Below are 16,531 nucleotides of genomic sequence, written 5' to 3'. Positions count from 1 at the left end.
GCCAGGTCCAATCAGTGTTTCATTTTCCAGCTCAGACCCAGCGTGGTGGTGCGCGGCAGCTGGTTGTAGCCATAAGCCGTTTGGTAGCGGCTGTCGGTCGCGTTTTCCACCCGGCCATACAGCGTCCAGTCGCGGCTCAGGCTGTAGCGGGCGGTCAGGTCCAGCAAGCTGTTGCTGGGCAAGCCGGGCTTGCCTTCGATGTCGGGGCGGGCGCTGGTGTAACGCACAGTGCCGCCCAGCGACAACAAGCCCAGCGATTGCGAGACCGACAGCGAGGCCAGGGTCTTGGCCCGGCGCACCAGTTGCTGGCCTGTGGCCTCGTTCACCGGGTCTTGCAGCGACAAACTGGCGCGCAAATCGGTCATGTGAAAGCGGCCGCTGTAGCTGGTTTCCAGGCCCCGGTTTTTGACGCGGCTGACGTTGCTGAACTGAAAACTGGCCATGTCATACAGGAGCAGGTCTTTGGTGAGCGTAGAGAACCAGGTCGAGCGCACGCGGTGTGGCCCTTGCGCCCACTGCACGCCCGCCTCTTGTGTGTTGGCCGTTTCTGGCCGCAGGTTCGGGTTGCCGCTGTAGGGGTCGAACAAATAACCCAGCGGGGGCATGTTGAAGGCTGTGGCGTGGCTGGCAATCAGCTTCCATTGGGCGTTGAGGTCATAGCCGTAACCCAAATACACCGAGTCCTTGGCCGACAGGTTGTCGACATCGTCGCGCCGCACGTTGAACTGCAGGTTGTGCGCCGCACGCTTGTAGACCACGCCGCCATAAAGTGCATATGCTTTGCGCTCCCGCGACAGGCCCGACACGCCATCGGTGGCCATGTCGATACCCTGGGTTTGTTGGTCCAATTCGGCCGTCAACACCATCGAGGGCAGGTCCCACTGGTGCGTCCACGACAGCATGCGGGTGCGGGTTTGGGCCAGCGTGGTGAACGAGTAGCCGCCCACGGTGGCCGTGTCGTTGCGCTCCCGGGCGTCGGAGTAGTTCAAACGGCTGGACCACAGCGGCCCCAGCCGCCCCGACCAATACAGCGTGTGGCTGTCGAGCTGGGTGCGGCCCTGGTGCACATCCGTCGGCGCAGAAAAACTGCCCGGCACATCGTAGTCAAAGAGGCCCTTGAAATGGGTCGAGCGCAAACCCAGCTTGTGCTCAGGACTGAGTTGGTAGGACAGGCTCAGCGCATGGTTGTTGTTGCGGTAACCGTCTGCATCGGGGTTGGCATTGAGCGTTTGCGACAGGTTGGCCGCGTTGATGCCATCCGTGCGCAGGCGCCCCACAGACACCGCATAAGCCAGTGGGCCGGCTGCGCCGTGCGTGCCCGCATTCCAGCGCTGGGTGCCCTGCGAGCCGCGCTCGGCGCTGGCGTAAACCGTGGGCTGCCCTTGGCCTTGGCGCGTGAACACCTGGATCACCCCACCCACCGCGCCGCTGCCGTGGATGGCCGAGACGTTGCCGCGCACGATCTCAATCCGGTCCACCTGGTCGAGCATGATGTGCTCCAGGCTCACGGCACCTGTGGTGTCTTGTTTGGTGACCGGCACGCCGTCGACCAACACCAGCACCTGCAAGGACGCCGCGCCGCGCAAGAAGGCCGTGGCCTGCCCGCCCCGGCCACCCGTTTGGGTGAACTGAAAGCCCGCCTCGCGCGACAGCAAGGTGGGCAAATCCAGCACCTGCGACTGCTCGATGGCGTCGCGCCCAAGCACCGTGGTGTGGGGCAGCACATCGGTCAGGATTTGCTCGGTGCGGCTGGCGGTGACCACCACCTCAGCCCCCATGGTTTGCGCCAAGGCAGCGCCACTGACCAGGGACAACACGGCCATTGCCGATGCCGAAAGCGCCGGAGTGAAATCTGCAGGTTTGAAAAATGCCAACGCCAAACGGCGCGCACGAACAGAACGGTTTTTCATGAGAAACAAACAAGTCAAACGCCCTCACCGCCTTCCCCGACAGTGCATGGGCTTTACAACCTGTCTTGCGACAGGTCACCTTGTTGGCCGGTATCCGGGCTGACAGAGCGACCTTCATCACCTTCCCAGCCGCCTGTTTCAGGGCGGCCAGTGGTTTGAGATGAAAGCTGGGTTTCCGTTTGACTGAAAACCCGTCTGCTTACCGTTGCGGGGGCAGCGCAGGTTAGGTGGGCCGAGATGGCTTGTCCCTCCTGCTTCCCGTTGAACTGCGCGCCGTGAACCGGCATCGCGAGCACCAACAGCTTTCATTCTAGGTGCAAAGCTGTCGGCAAACCTACAAAATCGGTAGACCCGTTGCATCACGCCCTACAATGGTGGTCTTCCTTTTTCTTGTTTGCCATGGCCTATTCCGACACCATCGATCAAATCGCCGAGCGTGTGGATCACTTGCTGCTGCGCCACGAAGAGCTCCAACGCACCAACGCTTTGCTGACCCAACAAGTGCAAGCGCTGAGTCTGGAGCGTGACCAGCTCAAGTCGCGCCTGGCCGCCGCCAGAGCCCGTGTGGACGCCCTCATTGAGCGGCTGCCCACATCGGCCACCACCGCTGCCCCCGCATCGCCTGAGGCCTCCGCATGAGCAACCGACAAATCGACGTCCAGATCATGGGCCAAAGCTACATTTTGGGTTGCCCCGAAGGCGGCGAAGAGCGTTTGCTGGGTGCGGTGCGCAAGGTGGACGAAGCCATGTGCAAGATCCGCGATGCGGGCAAGATCAAGGCGCGTGACCGCATTGCGGTGCTGGCTGCCCTGAACCTGGCCTTCGAGCAAAACGAAGCCCCTGCTGCCACCCACCTGGACAGCGACAGCACCTCTGCTGCTGCCGAGGTGCCGCCCGATACGCAAGCGCGGCTGGCGCAATTGCTCCAGCGCCTGGACCGGGTGATCGAGCAAGACGGCCAACTGCTGTGAAACGCCGGACCGTGTGGCTGTGGCCTGTTATTCAGGCGACGGCACGCACTGCGGTTTAGCCCCTACAATGGCCCTGTCTGCAGTGCATGCCGGGCTTTATATTTCCTTGAACCAATGCTCTTAGAGCCCGGGCTTGGTACATTGGCTGGTGAGCGTGATCATCTCGCGTCAGATGAACCCAACGCCAGTCTGCCCTCGCCCACCTGAACCCCGGTTCAGGATGCCGGTCCGGTGGCACTTGCAGACACCTTCTTTTCTACTCCCCCATTCCCCCCATGATCATCGAACCTCTGCTGTTGGCCGAATTGGCCGTTTTGGGCCTGTGCACGGGCTTTTTGGCGGGCCTTTTGGGCATTGGCGGCGGCATGATCATGGTGCCGTTCTTGACCTACATGTTGGGCGCGCGTGGCGTGAGCCCCGACCTGGCGGTCAAGATGGCGATTGCCACCTCCATGGCCACCATCATTTTCACCAGCGTCTCCAGCGTGCGTGCCCACCACAAGAAAAAAGCCGTGCGTTGGGATTTGGTCAAGGGCCTGGCCCCGGGCATCGTGATCGGCAGCCTGATCGGCAGCCTGGGCATTTTTGCCTTTGCCAAAGGCACTTACCTGGCTTTGTTCTTTGCGCTGTTTGTGGGCTTTTCGGCCACACAAATGTTTTTGGACAAAAAACCTGCGCCCTCGCGCCAGGTGCCCGGTTTTCAGGGCTTGCTCGGCGCAGGCGGCCTGATCGGCCTGCTCTCGGGTCTGGTGGGTGCAGGCGGTGGCTTCATCAGCGTGCCCTTCATGGCCTGGTGCAATGTGGCCATCCACAACGCGGTGGCCACCAGCGCGGCCCTGGGCTTTCCCATCGCGTTGGCCAACGTGGCCGGCTACATCGTGAGCGGCCAGAACGTGCAAAACCTCCCGGCCTACAGTTTTGGCTATTTGTGGTTGCCCGCTTTGGTGGTGATCGCGGTGTGCAGTGTGCTGATGGCCCCCATTGGGGCGGCCACCGCGCACAAGCTGCCCGTCAAGCAACTCAAGCGGGTGTTTGCCAGCGTGCTCTATCTGCTGGCCGCTTACATGCTCTACAAAGGCCTGTCCGCCTGATCTCTGAGGGCCGACCTCGGACGATCGGGGCCAATTGGGGACGCAACCCCGCCCCCTTCAGCGCAGCACAATGCTGCCCGAGATGTTCACCACCACGCGTGACTTGCCGGCCAGCGTTGGCGTCGGCGTGGGTGCTGGGGCTGCGGCCATTTGTGCCATGGCCATGCGTGGCATGGCGCTGCCCTCCTGGGCCTCCTGCGCGTTGACGCGAACCTCCCTGAGCGTGTAAGCCGCAAAGCCGAACTGCTGCGTCAAGGCCTGGGCTTTGCTCTGAAAACGTGACACCGCCTCGGCCTGGATGCGGGATTCGGCGGCGATTTTTTGCTCAGGGCTCAGCTGCCAATCGATCTGGGCCACCGTGAGCTCTTGCAAACGTGCGGCGAGCGTTGCGATCTGAACGGCATCACGGCCTTGCAGGACCAACTGTGCAGAACCCGTCCAGCCGTTGATTTTGCCCTCGCGGCCATAACGCGGCGACACATCCATCTCCCCCGTGCTCACGTCCAGGGCGCCCGGCTTGGCCAGGGGCGAGGCCACCGCCAAAGCGGCGGACAGCACAGCATTGAGCTGCTTTTGAACCGCCGGGGCTTGCACGCCCTCTTTTTGAACCGCCAGGGTCATGACCAGCCAGTCTTGCGGCACCTCCGTGTGCGCCGAAGCACTCAAATGCAGCACCTGATGGGGGGCAACCTGGGCTGCGGGCGGCGAAGTCGGGGAAAGATTTTGCGCCAGCGCAGAGCCCCAAGGCAGGCCTATGGCCAACAGGCAGGCCAAGGCCAACGCGGGTGTGGGTTTCGTGGTCATCGGGGTCCTTTCAAACATTCAAGCCAAATCGACTGGCCGATTGTGAAGGCCGCCATGGGCAAGCCTGCTGACCCAGCGCAGAGTTTTGGTGTCAGGGTGTAACGCACCATGGCGCCTGGTCATGCACCAGACCCATCCACAAAGCCCAGGCCGACACCGACGCCAGCGCCAAGCCTGCCACACGCATGCCCCAGGCCCCATCGCCCAAGGTCTGCATGCGCAAAAACAGCCAAGGCCCGGCCCACAGGCTGATGCTGCTGCCCAAGGCAAACAAGGCCATGGTGGCCGCACCCTCCAAGGGCTGGCTGCTCAAGGCAGCCACCATCAAAGCCGAATACAACAAGCCACAGGGCATGAAAGCCCACAGCCCACCCACCAGCCAGGGCGCGGCGCGCCCCCAGCGGCTGTTGAAAGCCCGCACGCGCGCCCACAAGCGGCGCGCTGCAGCGTCGAGCCACACGGGTTGCCGCGCCTGCAGCACGAGCAGCAAGCCCAGCACCAAAGCGGTGAGGTGCAGCAAGGTCCACACCGGGCGAATGGCGGCCGACTGCGTGGTCAACCAGCCCAAGCCCTGCACGCTGGCCGCCGCCACCGCGCCCAAGAGCGCATAGCCGCCCAGGCGGCCCAGCTGAAACGCCAGCAAGGCCTGCGCCCGCCGCTCACCCGCAGCCTGCCCCAGACCCGCACAGGCCGCGCCGCACATGGCCACGCAATGCGGCCCACCCAGCACCCCCATCATCAAGGCCGTGATGGCCAAAGAACTTTGCATGGCTTGTTCGCTTGAATGTCAAGAGGCGCATTGTCGGCGATGCAGACCGCCAAGGATGTGCCCAGACTCATGACCGATCGCATCAAATGATTTTGGAAAACCGCGTGCGGTTGCGGTCGGCCTGCACATAGCGGTCGAACACCATGGCCACGCCGCGCACAAAGAACCAGCCCATGGCCGTGACCTGAATCCCGGTCTCGCTCAACTGCACCAGGCCCTGCGCTTGCATGTGTTCGAGCTGAGCCAGCTCTGGGGCAAACAGGGTCTTGAAGTCGACCAGCCAGGCCAGGTTGATGGACTCGTATTGCAAATGCCCCTGGCACATGAGCGCCATGATGACCGAGCGGCGGATCAGGTCGTCGCGCGTGAGCGCCAGGCCCCGCACCACCGGGAAATGGCCTTGGTCGAGCAGGTCGGCATACTCTTCCAGGGTCTTGGCGTTTTGGCTGTAGGTCGTGCCGATGCGGCCGATCGAGGACACGCCCAGCGCGATCAGGTCGCAATCGGCCTGCGTGCTGTAGCCCTGGAAGTTGCGGTGCAAACGCCCTTGCCGTTTGGCCACGGCCAAGGCGTCATCGGGCAAGGCGAAGTGGTCCATGCCGATGTAAACATAGCCAGCATCGGTCAGGGCGTCGAGCGAGCGCGAGAGCATGGCCACCTTGGCCGCACCTGCAGGCAGCTCTTGCGCGTGAATGCGGCGCTGGGGCTTGAAGCGTTCGGGCAGGTGCGCATAGGCATACAGCGCGATGCGGTCCGGGCGCAGACTTTTCACCTGCTCCAGTGTGCGGTCAAAAGATTCGGGCGTTTGCAGGGGCAGGCCGTAAATCAGGTCGACGTTGACCGACTCAAAACCCAATCGGCGCGACGCCTCGACCAAAGCAAACACCTGCTCTGCAGGCTGGATACGGTGCACGGCTTTTTGCACCGCAGGGTCAAAGTCCTGCACGCCAAAACTCAGGCGGTTGAAACCCAGCTCGGCCAGAACGGCCAAGCGGTTTTCGTCCACGGTGCGCGGGTCCACCTCGACAGAGTATTCACCGCCCGGCACGAATTCAAAGTGCTCGCGCAGCAGGGCCATGAGTTGATGCAACTCCTCGTCGCTCATGAAGGTGGGCGTGCCGCCACCCAGGTGCAACTGGCTGACCGATTGACCCCGCCCCAGATGCCGGGTGTGCAGCGCCACCTCTTTGCGCAGGTAACGCAAATAATCCGCAGCCCGCTCTTTGTGTTTGGTGATGATTTTGTTGCAGGCACAGTAGTAACACAGCGACTCGCAAAACGGGATGTGCACATACAGCGACAGCGGTGGCTGCTTGCCCACCGTGCCCGATTGGCGCTGCACCAGCGCTTGCACGTAATCGGCCTCGCCAAAGGCTTCAACGAAGCGGTCTGCCGTGGGGTAAGAGGTGTAGCGCGGGCCGGGCACGTCAAAGCGCGCCAGCAATTGTGGTGTGATGACGGACATGTGTCTGCCCCTTCATTTGAATGTGTACAGAAGAAGGCATCACTTTGACCGCTTGCATCTGGCCATGCATTGACTCAGGTCAAACCCTTTACCGGTTTTCCGGGATTTCTGGCAAGGACCGGGTATACCCTCAAACAAAGTGCATTTTTCGGGATAAGCTCAAGTCTTGATCCAAGGCAAATCCATTGCTCAACCAAGAGATAAACCATGAATCCCCAAGCCATCAAAGTCGCCTGCTCCAATTGCAACTTGCGCGAGTTGTGCATGCCCATGGGCCTGAGCGAGCATGACCTTAACCGCCTCGATGATCTGGTGGCCGTGCGCCGCCGGATCAAGCGAGGCGACACCCTGTTCACCAACGGTGAAAAGTTCACGTCGCTCTACGCCATCCGCACCGGCTTTTTCAAGACCTGCCTGGCCACCGAAGACGGGCGCGACCAGGTCACGGGCTTTCAGATGGCCGGCGAGATCATTGGCCTCGATGGCATCGTGAACGACCAGCACAGCTGCGATGCGGTGGCGCTGGAAGACGCCGAAGTCTGTGTCATGCCCTTTGACCGGATCGAAGAAATCTCGCGCGAAGTGACCGCTTTGCAGCACCATGTGCACAAAATCATGAGCCGAGAAATCGTGCGCGAGCATGGCGTGATGCTGCTCTTGGGCAGCATGCGGGCCGAAGAACGCCTGGCCGCTTTTTTGCTGAATCTGGTGCAACGCTTGCATGCCCGTGGTTTTTCACAGTCCGAGCTGGTGCTGCGCATGACGCGCGAAGAAATCGGCAGCTACCTGGGCCTGAAGCTTGAAACCGTCAGCCGCACTTTCTCCAAGTTTGTGGAAGACGGCACCGTGGAGGTCAAGCAGCGCCATGTGCGCATTCTGGACACCGAAGGCCTGCAGCGGCTGGTCAACAACACCTCACATTGCCACTGAAATCCGCAGATTGGTGCTGAACAGCGCAGTTCAGTGCTTTCAGCGGTTCACGTCTTCAGAGGACATGACCAGCAGCAGGGTCAAGGCGCTGGACACCATGGCCAAGGCCCAGAACGCAAAAAAGGCCAGCGTGTACATCGCTTGCCTGGACAAATCCAGGTCTTGCCCGAACCAGTGCAGGTCTTGCGGATCGACAAAAGCGAACACCAGCACCTCCAAAAGGCCCGCGACCAAAAAGGCCGGCCAGGCGATCCACATCCAGCGTTGAGCGAGCATTGTGTCTCCCTGTGGGTCAGGGTTTGGTGGGCTCAACTGCGGGTGCTTGCAGAGCAGCGGGCAACTCGCCTGTGGCCGCATGGTTGCGCCCCTGCATGGCTGGTGCGTTGGTGATGCCCTGGCGCTCTTGCTGGGCGGTGCGTGGCGTGACGTTGAGCACCGGGTCCGGGTTGGTAATCGCAATGTAGAGCGTGATGAACCCAGCCACCACCACCACGGCAGGGCCACCAAACACCATCCACACCAAACCAAAACGCCACCAGGGCTGACCCTCTTTGCGCACATTCAAAAGCTTGTTCATGGCAGTCTTTCAAAAATGGGGGCCACTCAGCGAGGGACCAGAAACACGGTTTTTTCGCTCAGCTGACCGACCGATTGGCCGTCGGGCGAGCGGGACTCGATGCGAAAATGGATCGGGTGCGAACCCGCGGGCGCCGCATCGTAGGGCACTTGCAAACGCACGGACACCCAACGCGACTCGGTGGGACCCACCTCAACCAGCGGCTCGGTGGCCAGACTCAGGCCCGGCAGGCCGTCGACTTGCAACTGGAAGCTCAAGGTCTGCTCAGCGGCATTCATGATTTGCAAGCGGTAAACGTTTTCAATTTTGCCGCCCGCCACGATGCGGGCCAGGGTGGCTCGGTCGCGCTCGATGTCCACCTTGAACGGTTCGCGCAGCCACAAAGACACGCCAACGCCAATGATGATGGCCCAGAGCACTGCGGTGTAGACCAAGACCCGGGGCCGGAAAATGCGCCGCAGCGTTTGCGCCCAAGTCCAACCCTTGTCCATGGCGTTTTGCGTCGAAAACTTGATCAGGCCGCGTTCGTAACCGACCTTGTCCATCACGTTGTCGCACACGTCCACGCAAGCACCGCAGCCAATGCACTCGTACTGCAGGCCTTTGCGGATGTCGATGCCGGTGGGGCAGACCTGCACACACAAGGTACAGTCCACACAAGCACCCAAACCCAGCGCTTTGGGGTCTGCCTTTTTGGAACGGGCACCCCGCGGCTCACCCCGCACCTCGTCGTAGGTGACGATCAAGGTGTCCTTGTCGAACATGGCACTCTGAAAACGCGCATAGGGACACATGTATTTGCACACCTGCTCGCGCATGAAGCCCGCGTTGCCATAGGTGGCCAAGCTGTAAAACAGGATCCAGAAAATTTCCCAAGGGCCAAAACCCAGCGACAGGATCGACGCCGTCAACTCGCGTATTGGCGTGAAGTAACCGACAAAGCTGAAGCCCGTCCAAAGCGACAACACGATCCATGCCAGTTGCTTGCCGGTTTTTCGCCAAGCCTTGTTCAGGCTCATCGGCGCATCGTCCAGGCGCATGCGGGCCGATCGGTCGCCCTCAAACTGGCGTTCGATCCAGATGAAAATTTCGGTGTAGACGGTTTGTGGACAGGCAAAGCCGCACCACAAACGCCCGGCGACTGCCGTGAACAAAAACAGCGACAGCGCCGAGATGACCAGTAAAGCCGTCAGGTAAATGAAGTCCTGCGGGTACAGCACCAGGCCAAAGATGTAGAACCTGCGGGCCCCCAAGTCGAACAGCACCGCCTGGCGCTGTCCCCACTCCAGCCAAGGCAAGCCGTAGAAGACCAACTGGGTGATCACTACCATCAGCCAGCGCCATTGGGCAAACACGCCCTGAACACTGCGGGGGTAGATTTTTTGGTGCGCTTGGTACAGCGACACCAATTCCACATCACCCTCGGCCGGTACGGGGGTGATCGGGATCACGCTGCGAGAGGGACGATCTTCGGGGGAGGACAAAACGCAGACCTTGTTTCGAATCCTGCAGCAAGTCCAGCCTGCTGCAGGGGGTTGACATCACTTGGCAGGACCGACTGCAGCGCTGGCCACAGCGTTGTTGGACAGACCCCAGACATACGAAGCGAGCACATGGATTTGGCCTTCGGTCAGCTTGGCCGCCTGTGCGGGCATCTGGTTGAGCTTGCCGTTATTGATGATGTTCACGATGGCGTTCTCACCCCAGCCGTGCAACCAGATGTCGTCGGTCAAATTGGGCGCGCCCATGGCTTGGTTGCCTTTGCCGTCCATGCCGTGGCATGCAGCGCAGGCACCGAACTTGGATTTACCCAACGATGCACGCAAGGAGTCGTGCGGGCTGCCCGACAGGCTCAGCACGTAGTGCGCCACGTTGCGCACGTCTTCGGGCGTGCCCACTGCGGCGGCCATGGGTGGCATGTTGCCGGCGCGGCCTTGCACCAAGGTGGTTTTGATCGCATCGGGCGTGCCGCCATACAACCAATCGGCATCGGCCAGGTTGGGGAAGCCTTTGCTGCCGCGTGCGTCAGAGCCGTGGCACTGGGCGCAGTTGTTCATGAACAAGCGGTCACCTATGGCCAGGGCCTGCGGGTCCTTGGACACTTGCTCGGGCGGCATGCCCGAAAACTTGGCGTACAAGGGGGCCACTTCGGCATTGCCTTTGGCCACTTCGGCCTCGTACTGACCAGCCGAAGACCAAGCAAATTTGCCTGCGAAGCTGCCCGCACCGGGGTACATGGCCAAGTAAACGAAGGCAAAAATGATGGTCATGACAAACAAGCCCACCCACCAGCGTGGCAGCGGGTTGTTCATCTCGCGCAGGTCGCCGTCCCAAACATGGCCCGTGGTGTTGTCGTTGGCCGTCATGGCCTTGGCCTTGCCGCTGAACCACAGCAAGAGCAAACAGGCGATGATGCTGACCAGCGTGATGCCGGCCACGTACAGGTGCCAGAAATTGCTGATGAAGTCACTCATGGAGATTCCTTGGTATCTTTTGAAGTTCTGGAGGACGGCTCAATCGTCCTGGCGAAACGGCAGTTGCGCCGCCTCGTCAAAATCGGCCTGGTTGCGCCGTGACCAGGCCCACACCACGATGCCGACAAAGCAGCAAAAGGCGAGCAAGGTCACGACAGAGCGCATGGTGTTGATGTCCATGGCGATTCCTTATTTGCGATGGGTGCCCAGCACCTGCAGGTAGGCGATGACGGCGTCCAGCTCGGTCTTGTCTTTCACCGCTTCAGGTGCTTTGGCAATTTCCTCGTCGGTGTACGGGGCACCTAAAGTGCGCAAGCCGTTCATATGGGCCTGGATGGAGGCAGCACTGGCAGGTGTTTTCTCCAGCCAAGGGTAAGCGGGCATGTTGGATTCAGGGACCAAATCACGGGGATTGGTCAAGTGAATTCGGTGCCACTCGTCGCTGTAGCGACCGCCCACGCGGGCCAGATCGGGACCCGTGCGCTTGGAGCCCCACTGGAAGGGACGGTCGTAGACAAATTCACCCGCCAACGAATAAGAGCCGTAGCGCAGGGTTTCGGCGCGGAAAGGGCGAATCATCTGCGAGTGGCAGTTGTAGCAGCCTTCGCGCACATACACGTCGCGCCCCACCACTTGCAGCGCGGTGTAGGGCTTGAGGCCCGGCACCGGCTCGGTGGTCGATTTCTGAAAGAACAGGGGCAGGATTTCAACCATGCCACCCACCAACAGAACCACCAGGATCAACACGATCATCAGGAAGTTGTTGGTCTCGACTTTCTCATGCGACAAGCCGCCTGTTTTTTGGTTTTGAGCCATGTTTGATTTCTCCTCAGGCGTGTGCAAGTTCGAGGGTGGGGATGCGGACTTCAACCGAACGCCCCTGAGTCACCGTCTTGAAGGTGTTCCACAGCATGATCAGCATGCCCAGGAAATACAGCAGACCACCGAGCAAACGCAACACATAGAAGGGGTAAGTGGCTTTGACGGACTCCACAAAGGTGTAGGTCAAGGTGCCGTCGGCGTTGATGGCACGCCACATCAGGCCTTGCATCACACCGGCAATCCACATGGCTGCGATGTAGATCACGATGCCGATGGTGGCCGTCCAGAAGTGGATTTCGATGGCCTTGACGCTGTACATCTGCTTTTGGCCAAAGAGGCGGGGAATCAGGTAGTACATGGAGCCCATGGTCACCAGACCCACCCAACCCAGAGCACCCGAGTGCACATGGCCCACGGTCCAGTCGGTGTAGTGGCTCAGGGCGTTGACGGTCTTGATGGACATCATCGGACCTTCGAAGGTCGACATGCCGTAAAAAGAAAGAGACACAATCAAAAAGCGCAGGATCGGGTCGTCGCGCAGTTTGTGCCAGGCGCCCGACAAAGTCATGATGCCGTTGATCATGCCGCCCCAGCTGGGGGCCAGCAAGATGAGCGAGAAGACCATGCCCACGGACTGCGTCCAGTCGGGCAAAGCGGTGTAGTGCAGGTGGTGAGGACCGGCCCACATGTAGGTGAAGATCAGCGCCCAGAAGTGCACGATCGACAGGCGGTACGAGTACACAGGCCGCTCGGCTTGCTTGGGGATGAAGTAATACATCATGCCCAGGAAACCGGCTGTCAAAAAGAAGCCCACCGCGTTGTGGCCATACCACCACTGCACCATCGCGTCTTGCACACCCGCATAGGCCGAGTACGACTTCATCATGCCCACAGGCAGGGCCGCGCTGTTGACGATGTGCAGCAATGCCACGGCGATGATGAAGGCGCCAAAGAACCAGTTGGCCACGTAAATGTGACGCACTTTGCGCGTGCCCACGGTGCCAAAGAACACCACGGCAAACGCCACCCAAACCAAGGTGATCAGGATGTCAATGGGCCATTCGAGTTCGGCGTATTCCTTGCCGCTGGTGAAACCCAGTGGCAAAGAGATGGCCGCCAAGACGATGACCAATTGCCAGCCCCAGAAGGTGAAAGCGGCCAGCTTGTCGCTGATCAGGCGCACGTTGCAGGTGCGCTGCACCACGTAATAAGCGGCGGCAAACAAGCCGCAACCCCCGAACGCGAAAATCACCGCGTTGGTGTGCAAGGGCCGCAAACGGCCATAGCTGAGCCAGGAAATGCCGAAGTTCAGCGTCGGCCAAGTCAGCTGGGCCGCGATGATCACGCCCACCAGCATGCCCACCACACCCCAGACCACCGTCATGATGGCGAACTGCCTGACAACCTTGTCGTTGTAGGACGTCGCCTGCATATTGGCAAATTTCATTTTCACCTCTTGTTTTTAAAAGCTACCAGGGCAGTTTGCCCGGGTGTACACCGTGGCCACTTGATCAAAATCAATCGTCACGCAAAATTCGCTCACCTTCTGCCTCGATGTCTTCAAATTGACCACGGTCAATCGCCCACCACAGGCCCGCCAGGATGAAAAACACCAAGGCCACCGACAAAGGAATCAGCAAATAAAGAATGTCCATGCTGTTTTCTCAAACGGGTTGAAGGACCAGCGCCGGCTGCTGAAGCGACTCGGGCAAGGCCTGCGACAGGCGCAAAGCATTGAGCACCACCAGCAAGGAGCTGAGCGCCATGCCCAAGCCCGCAGCCCAGGCGGGCAGCCAGCCCATCAAGGCCAGCGGCACACAAGCGGCGTTGTAGGCCGCCGACCACCACAGGTTTTGCCGCACGATGCGCATCGTCTGGCGGCTGCGCTGCACCGTGCTGACCAGCACCTCGAGTTGGCCACCCATCAACACAAAATCGGATTTGGACTGCGCCAGCGGCACCGCTTGGCCCAGCGCGAAGGACACATCGGCCCCGGCGAGCACCGGCCCATCGTTCAGGCCATCGCCCACCATGGCCACTTTGTGCCCCTGGGCCTGCAAGGCCTGCAGGGCTTGCAATTTGTGCTGGGGGCTGCAGCCGCCTTGCGCATCGGCAATGCCCACAGCCTGCGCCACCTGGGCCACCGCAGCGGGGCCGTCGCCCGACAACACCTTCAGGCTCAAACCCATGTGTGCCAAGGCACGCACCACACCCGCCGCCTCGGGGCGCACTTGCTCGGCCAACTCAAAGCTGGCCAGCCAACCCGACGCATCGGCGAGACTCACCTGCAGGTGGTGCCCGGCGCGTGCCGGGGCCGCGCAAAAAGCGGCCGAGCCCAATCGCAAAGTTTGTGCGGCTTGGCCTGGCCGCGTCAACGCGCCTTGCACCCCCTGCCCTGCCAGCTCACTCACATCCTGCGCAGCCAGTGCCTCCAAGGCTTGCAAACGCCCGGTGGCTTCGGCGCGACGCCGGGCCTCGGACCACAGAGCCCGTGAGACCGGGTGCAAGGAATGCCGCGCGAGACTGCCTGCCCAGTCCAGGGCCTGGGCCGCACTCACACCATCGCGGGTGTGGATGCGGGCCACTTCAAAAGCATCGCGCGTGAGAGTGCCGGTCTTGTCAAAAATCACCGTGTCAATGAGCGCCAGGTTTTGCAGGGCACTCAAGCGCCGCACCAGCACACCACTGCGCGCCAACGCCCCGGCCGTGGCCAACATGGCGGCAGGCGTGGCCAGTGACAAAGCGCAAGGACAGGTCACGATCAGCACGGCCACCGCCACCATCACAGCGTGGGCGGGGTCGGTGGGCCACCAGTAAATGGCCGAAGCCAGCGAGGCCAACATCACCGCCACCAAAAAGGGCTTGGCCCAGCGGTCCACCAGCTGCGCCATGGCGGGCTTGGAGACCGAGGCGCTCTCCATCAAGGCCACGATTTGTGCATAGCGCGTGGCCGCGCCAATTTGCTCGATCTGCACCTGCAGCGTGCCGCTCAGGTTGTGGCTGCCTGCAATCACGCGATCACCCAAGCGCCGCGCCAGCGGCCTTGACTCTCCAGTCAGCAGGGCCTCGTCCACCTGGGTCTGGCCGGACAGTACGAGGCCATCGCCCGCAAAAGCCTCGCCGGGCAAGACCTCGATCACATCACCCACCTGCAGGCGGCGAATGGACATGAGCGCCCAGCTGCCATCGGCCTGGCGCTTGCGCACGCTGTCAGGCAGCCGGTTGAGCACGGCCTCCAGCGCCCCTGCGGTGCGGTCGCGCATGCGCAACTCCAGCCAGCGGCCCGTGAGCAAAAAGAACACGAACATGGTGAACGAGTCAAAAAACACCTCGGCACCGAACGGCCCCTGCGGCTCGAAAGTGCCCAGCGTGCTCACCACAAAAGTCACGACCATGCCCAGGGCCACGGGCAAGTCCATGCTGATCTGGCGCTCGCGCAGATCGCGCCAGGCGTTGCTGAAAAACGGGGTGCACGAGAAAAACATCACCGGCAAAGACAACACCCAGGACGCCCAGCGCAGCAAATGCATGGCTTCGTCCGAGATGTCGCCCGGCTGCGTGAGGTACGTCGGTGTGGCGTACATCATGACTTGCATCATGCACATGGCCGCCACCGCCCAGCGCCAAACCATGCGCCGGGCCTCTTCGCGCCTGCGCGCATGGGCGTGGGCATCGTTGGCGGGCAAGGCCTTGTAGCCATGGCGCTCGACCGAGCGCATCCATTCGGAGGGGCGCGTGAGCCCAGGCGACCAGACGATCTGGCCCCGGTGGCTGGCACCGCTGATTTGCACCGACTGCACGCCGGGCACGGCCCGCAAAGCATCTTCCAGGGTGATGGCGCAGGCCGCGCAATGCATGCCCTCGAACACCACACTGGAGCGCCAGCAGCCCGACTCGGTTTTTTCGGGCTGGCTGAACGCCGCCCACTCCTCGGGTGCGTCGAGCAGTTCCAGCCGCTGCTGCGGGGCGTCGCGCTCGACAGATGACAACGCCAGTGCCGCCGATTCCACCGCAGGATCTGGGGCAGATGTCAGGCCGGGCAAAACATTGACTTGGGTCATGTTTCGAAGATACGACAGCCCGCCCGATCAAAGCTTGATGTACATCAAGCGCTCCCGTTTGCCGCTCTTTTAAGCTGGGTTTTTGTCATTTTCAACAGGAGCACCTCATGTACAAACGCATCCTTGTGGCCACCGACGGCTCCACCTTGTCCAAAAAAGCGGTGGCCAGCGCCATCGAGCTGGCCGCCACCTGTGGCGCAGAGCTGATTGCCGTCAAGGTGGTGCCGCGTTACCCACAGGCCTACTTTGAAGGCAGCATCCCCCTGTCGGGCGAAGAGATCTCGCGCGTGGAAGCCCAATGGACCGAAGCGGCTCGGGTTCAGTTGGCCACGGTCGAAAAGAACGCCAAAGCCAAAGCCGTCAGCACCAAAGCCATCACCGTCAAATCGGATGTGGTCTCGGACGCCATCATTGCGGCAGCCAAAAAGCACAAAGCCGACCTGATCGTCATGGCCTCGCACGGCCGCAAAGGCATCAAACGCCTGCTGCTGGGCAGCGAAACCCAGCAGGTGCTGACGCATTCACACATCCCGGTGCTGGTGCTGCGCTGATGGGCAACTGAGGGTACGCCAGGCCGCGTGGTCCGTGCGCGGCGGCAATGCGGCGCAGCGGGTGGGCACGCCAGCCGATGGTCAAATGAGTTCACAAAGAAGAAAT

At 61.5% G+C, this 16,531-nt stretch carries 18 protein-coding genes and 1 riboswitch; of the genes, 5 read left to right on the top strand and 13 right to left on the bottom strand.

Translation table 11 applies throughout. The annotated features are described in order from the left end of the window. Positions 1-11: 11 nt before the first annotated feature. Positions 12-1,910, bottom strand: a complete 1,899-nt coding sequence (locus QZ190_RS11415; protein WP_291916368.1) for a TonB-dependent siderophore receptor — start codon at positions 1,908-1,910, stop codon at positions 12-14. A 67-nt stretch (positions 1,911-1,977) separates the two neighbouring features. Then, a riboswitch (cobalamin riboswitch) is annotated at positions 1,978-2,225 on the bottom strand. Between the two features lie 84 nt (positions 2,226-2,309). Here QZ190_RS11415 and QZ190_RS11410 point away from each other — a divergent pair. From QZ190_RS11410 to QZ190_RS11400, 3 genes are all read left to right on the top strand, one after another. Then, positions 2,310-2,549: a DUF904 domain-containing protein gene (locus tag QZ190_RS11410; RefSeq protein WP_108363741.1), complete on the top strand. Its 240-nt coding sequence runs from the start codon at positions 2,310-2,312 to the stop codon at positions 2,547-2,549. Further along, entirely contained in the window at positions 2,546-2,881 is a 336-nt protein-coding gene (locus QZ190_RS11405) for a cell division protein ZapA (protein WP_291916365.1), read from the top strand. The genes QZ190_RS11410 and QZ190_RS11405 overlap by 4 nt, the downstream gene beginning before the upstream one ends. A 275-nt stretch (positions 2,882-3,156) precedes the next feature. Then, positions 3,157-3,972, top strand: coding sequence for a sulfite exporter TauE/SafE family protein (locus tag QZ190_RS11400; RefSeq protein WP_291916363.1), 816 nt, complete (start codon positions 3,157-3,159; stop codon positions 3,970-3,972). A 57-nt stretch (positions 3,973-4,029) separates the two neighbouring features. Here the strand turns inward: QZ190_RS11400 and QZ190_RS11395 are convergent, their stop codons facing one another. The 3 genes from QZ190_RS11395 to hemN form a co-directional block, all read right to left on the bottom strand. Beyond that, positions 4,030-4,776 carry an SIMPL domain-containing protein gene (locus tag QZ190_RS11395; protein ID WP_291916361.1) on the bottom strand — a complete coding sequence of 249 codons (747 nt, stop codon included), beginning with the start codon at positions 4,774-4,776 and terminating at the stop codon, positions 4,030-4,032. A 91-nt stretch (positions 4,777-4,867) separates the two neighbouring features. Further along, complete coding sequence (locus QZ190_RS11390; protein ID WP_291916359.1) at positions 4,868-5,545, bottom strand: sulfite exporter TauE/SafE family protein; 678 nt, start codon at positions 5,543-5,545, stop codon at positions 4,868-4,870. A gap of 82 nt (positions 5,546-5,627) precedes the next feature. Beyond that, on the bottom strand, positions 5,628-7,010 hold the full coding sequence (gene hemN / locus QZ190_RS11385) for an oxygen-independent coproporphyrinogen III oxidase (protein ID WP_291916357.1): 1,383 nt from the start codon (positions 7,008-7,010) through the stop codon (positions 5,628-5,630). Between the two features lie 207 nt (positions 7,011-7,217). On the opposite strand from hemN, the gene fnr reads away from it, so the two are divergent. Continuing rightward, on the top strand, positions 7,218-7,940 hold the full coding sequence (gene fnr / locus QZ190_RS11380; protein ID WP_291916356.1) for a fumarate/nitrate reduction transcriptional regulator Fnr: 723 nt from the start codon (positions 7,218-7,220) through the stop codon (positions 7,938-7,940). Positions 7,941-7,979: 39 nt separating this feature from the next. Here fnr and QZ190_RS11375 read toward each other — a convergent pair whose 3' ends face one another. The 9 genes from QZ190_RS11375 to QZ190_RS11335 all read right to left on the bottom strand — a co-directional run bounded on the left by QZ190_RS11375 (position 7,980) and on the right by QZ190_RS11335 (position 15,874). Beyond that, entirely contained in the window at positions 7,980-8,216 is a 237-nt protein-coding gene (locus tag QZ190_RS11375; RefSeq protein ID WP_291916354.1) for a hypothetical protein, read from the bottom strand. A 16-nt stretch (positions 8,217-8,232) separates the two neighbouring features. Then, positions 8,233-8,517, bottom strand: a complete 285-nt coding sequence (locus QZ190_RS11370) for a nitrogen fixation protein FixH (protein WP_291916352.1) — start codon at positions 8,515-8,517, stop codon at positions 8,233-8,235. A 26-nt stretch (positions 8,518-8,543) separates the two neighbouring features. Then, on the bottom strand, positions 8,544-10,001 hold the full coding sequence (gene ccoG, locus QZ190_RS11365) for a cytochrome c oxidase accessory protein CcoG (RefSeq protein WP_291916350.1): 1,458 nt from the start codon (positions 9,999-10,001) through the stop codon (positions 8,544-8,546). A gap of 57 nt (positions 10,002-10,058) precedes the next feature. Continuing rightward, a complete protein-coding gene (gene ccoP / locus QZ190_RS11360; RefSeq protein WP_291916346.1) occupies positions 10,059-10,991 on the bottom strand; it encodes a cytochrome-c oxidase, cbb3-type subunit III in 933 nt (310 codons plus the stop codon). A 39-nt stretch (positions 10,992-11,030) separates the two neighbouring features. Continuing rightward, on the bottom strand, positions 11,031-11,171 hold the full coding sequence (locus QZ190_RS11355; RefSeq protein WP_090139502.1) for a cbb3-type cytochrome c oxidase subunit 3: 141 nt from the start codon (positions 11,169-11,171) through the stop codon (positions 11,031-11,033). A gap of 9 nt (positions 11,172-11,180) precedes the next feature. Then, the gene (gene ccoO / locus QZ190_RS11350) at positions 11,181-11,807 is read right to left on the bottom strand and encodes a cytochrome-c oxidase, cbb3-type subunit II (RefSeq protein ID WP_291916341.1); all 627 of its coding nucleotides are present in this window, start codon (positions 11,805-11,807) and stop codon (positions 11,181-11,183) included. 13 nt (positions 11,808-11,820) lie between these two features. Next, entirely contained in the window at positions 11,821-13,260 is a 1,440-nt protein-coding gene (gene ccoN, locus QZ190_RS11345; protein WP_291916337.1) for a cytochrome-c oxidase, cbb3-type subunit I, read from the bottom strand. Positions 13,261-13,330: 70 nt separating this feature from the next. Next, the gene (ccoS, locus tag QZ190_RS11340; protein ID WP_090046617.1) at positions 13,331-13,468 is read right to left on the bottom strand and encodes a cbb3-type cytochrome oxidase assembly protein CcoS; all 138 of its coding nucleotides are present in this window, start codon (positions 13,466-13,468) and stop codon (positions 13,331-13,333) included. Positions 13,469-13,477: 9 nt separating this feature from the next. Beyond that, positions 13,478-15,874 (bottom strand): cation-translocating P-type ATPase, encoded by a 2,397-nt coding sequence (locus tag QZ190_RS11335; protein WP_291916326.1) that lies wholly within the window; start codon positions 15,872-15,874, stop codon positions 13,478-13,480. A gap of 107 nt (positions 15,875-15,981) precedes the next feature. Here QZ190_RS11335 and QZ190_RS11330 point away from each other — a divergent pair, with 107 nt between their 5' ends. After that, positions 15,982-16,425, top strand: a complete 444-nt coding sequence (locus tag QZ190_RS11330; protein WP_090139510.1) for a universal stress protein — start codon at positions 15,982-15,984, stop codon at positions 16,423-16,425. Positions 16,426-16,531: the final 106 nt, after the last annotated feature.

The sequence above is a fragment of the Limnohabitans sp. genome (assembly GCF_017848645.1).
GTDB lineage: Bacteria > Pseudomonadota > Gammaproteobacteria > Burkholderiales > Burkholderiaceae_C > Limnohabitans_A.
Note: the sequence above shows the minus strand (reverse complement) of the source record. Positions and strands in the feature narration are given on the sequence as shown.